This is a genomic window from Anaerosporobacter sp. (assembly GCF_031551385.1).
Lineage (GTDB): Bacteria > Bacillota > Clostridia > Lachnospirales > Lachnospiraceae > Anaerosporobacter.
The window spans coordinates 1-2,716 of sequence record NZ_JAVBNS010000224.1 but is presented as its reverse complement, the minus strand read 5'-3'; the positions used below and the strand labels follow the sequence as shown (position 1 = coordinate 2,716).

Below are 2,716 nucleotides of genomic sequence, written 5' to 3'. Positions count from 1 at the left end.
GAGAGGTGCGGTTGATATGACGAATGATTTACACAGTTTGTATTTACAAATTATTTCCGAGGGGACAATCTACAAAAAAGAATTTGACAAAATTGCCACAGCATCTGGTGACTATAATCAAAACTTACTTCTTAACATTCTAAAAGAAAATGCTTCTACTGAATTCGGACAATTACACCATTTTGCTGATATCACTTCTGTAGAACAATATAAAAATCTTATGCCAATAACTAGTTATGATGACTACGAACCATACATTAATCGAATGGTTAACGAACACGAAGACAACCTACTAACTAGTTATCCAATTCAACATTACATGGAATCCTCTGGAACACAAGGAACAGCCAAATACCTTCCCCTTACTAATCCTTCTAAAGAAATTGTAAATACGTTATCCAAACAGCTATTCTCAAGAATTTGCGATTTAATGGGTGACGCTTGGACATATCATAAATTATTATTACTAATTATTCCTGCTGATAAAACACTTGTCGAACATGCTGATCGCAATTCTTTATCAACAGAGCTTTTTATTGGCATATTTGATGAGTATATAGCTGATTTTGTTGTGTCACCTATGCTTGCATATGATAAAGGACGAACTACAGATACACAGTATCTCCACGCTTTGTATGCATTAGCAGATGAGAATATGAGTTCTATCTTCTCTCCTTTTATGTCATTTATTCTTGAATTTATTAATTACGTTAATGCTAATAAAGATATGCTCATTCAAAATATCGAAACAGGAACAATTGACGATTCCATTCAAATTTCAGAAGAAGATCGTTTAGCACTTCTTGCTACTATGAAACCAAACAAATCGCGTGCTAATCATCTAAGAAAGATATTCCAAGCTTACCCAACTAGTTGGCCTAAAAAAATCTGGCCAAATCTTGACCTTATCTTGAGTACTAGTAGCGGTAGTTTTCTTGAATGTACGGAAGTTGTTCGCAAATATGTTGGAGCAGATGTTAATATCATGGGATTAGGTTTAGGCGCTTCTGAATGTGTCTTCTCTATGCCCGTTGAACTAAACCAAAATGATGCTGTACTTTTACCTCATACAGGTTTCTTCGAATTCTTACCACTTGGCAAGAACGATTACACGAAAACTTTGACACTAGATGAGCTTGAAATCGGCAAAGAATATGAACTTCTTGTAACAACAATATCCGGTCTATATCGCTACCAGATGCGCGATGCCGTGACCGTTACTGGTATGTATTTGAATACGCCAAAGATTCAATTTTCTCATCGAATTGACCAGACAATTAATATATTCGGCGAAAAAACTTCTGAACTTTTATTAAGAAAAATCGTTTATGAGACTGCTGCAGAGAACAATTTAGGCATTCATAATTTTAGTGTTTACCCAGATACTACTTCTGCGCCTATGAAATATGTGCTCTTTATCGAATTTAACGATTGTTCACAGCCGATACCTCATAAGCAGATACAAACCATAATGGAAAACAAATTGCGTAGTTATAACTTCCTATACACTTTATTCTCTGATTCTGGTAAATTAGCTCCACTAAAATTACATATCTTACAGAAGAATTCTTACATCAACTACAAGCAGAGACTTCTGATTGAAGGAAATAATATCTCTCAAATTAAGCCTGTGCGTATCATATCGACACCTAAAGTGAAAGATTTCTTCCTACAACATATTGATTGTCATTACGAAGATTTACCTGAATTAAGTATTGGTTGATATATTCAAGCAATTATAAAAAATGAGAACTTTCCTATAACGCAATAAAAGAGACAATTTTCCCACCATATAGCAAGTAGTAAAATTGTCTCTCTATTGATTCTTTCATTATAATGCACGGATATCCTTAATTAGTTGCTCAACATTTTCCTTTTTTGTCGCCCAACTAGTACAAAAACGAACTATACTTTTGCTCTCATCTGCTTTTCCCCAAAGCGTATAGGCATAATTCTTCGCCAACTGTTCTAATTGTTCGTTCGGTATGATTGGAAATTGCTGATTTGTAGTCGAATTATACATAAATTCAAAACCTTTTTCTTCTAAAGCTTTTTGAATCATCAATGCATAATCGACTGCTTGTTTTGCAATTTCAAAGTATAAGTTTTCTTGGAACAAGGTTTCAAACTGAATACCAAGAAGTCGTCCTTTTGCAAGCATCCCGCCTTTTTGCTTCATACTATATCTAAAGTCTTTTTTTAGCTTGCTATTTTTAATAACAACGGCTTCTCCAAATAGTGCTCCAACTTTAGTTCCCCCTATATAGAATACATCACAACAATTCACAATATCATTAAGTGTAAGGTCATTCTGTGGTGATGCCAGACCATAGCCAAGTCTTGCTCCATCTAGGAATAGGAATACATCTTGTTCCTTACATACTTGATGAATTGCATATAGTTCTTCCTTTGAATAGATTGTACCTGTCTCTGTTGGGAATGATATATATACCATTGCAGGTTGAACGAGATGTTCTCTTGCACCATCATTTCTATGATCAATGCATCGCTCCTCTATTTGCTTCGCAGAGATTTTACCATCTGTGCTTGGAAGAACTAATACTTTATGCCCTGTAGCTTCAACTGCTCCTGTTTCATGCCCGTTAATATGTCCGCTTTCTGCTGCGATTACTCCTTGATGAGGGCGTAATGCACTCGATATAATCGTTGCATTTGCTTGCGTTCCTCCAACAAGGAAGTGTACATCGATATCGTC

At 35.3% G+C, this 2,716-nt stretch carries 2 protein-coding genes; one reads left to right on the top strand and one right to left on the bottom strand.

Annotated elements, in window-relative coordinates; genetic code table 11:
* Window positions 1-1,723, top strand: a 1,723-nt coding sequence (locus RMR19_RS17150) for a GH3 auxin-responsive promoter family protein (RefSeq protein WP_310604726.1), incomplete at its 5' end; no start/stop codon positions are given.
* A 108-nt stretch (window positions 1,724-1,831) separates the two neighbouring features.
* On the opposite strand, the gene RMR19_RS17145 is transcribed toward RMR19_RS17150, so the two are convergent.
* On the bottom strand, window positions 1,832-2,716 hold an 885-nt coding region (locus tag RMR19_RS17145), incomplete at its 5' end, for a threonine aldolase family protein (RefSeq protein ID WP_310604725.1).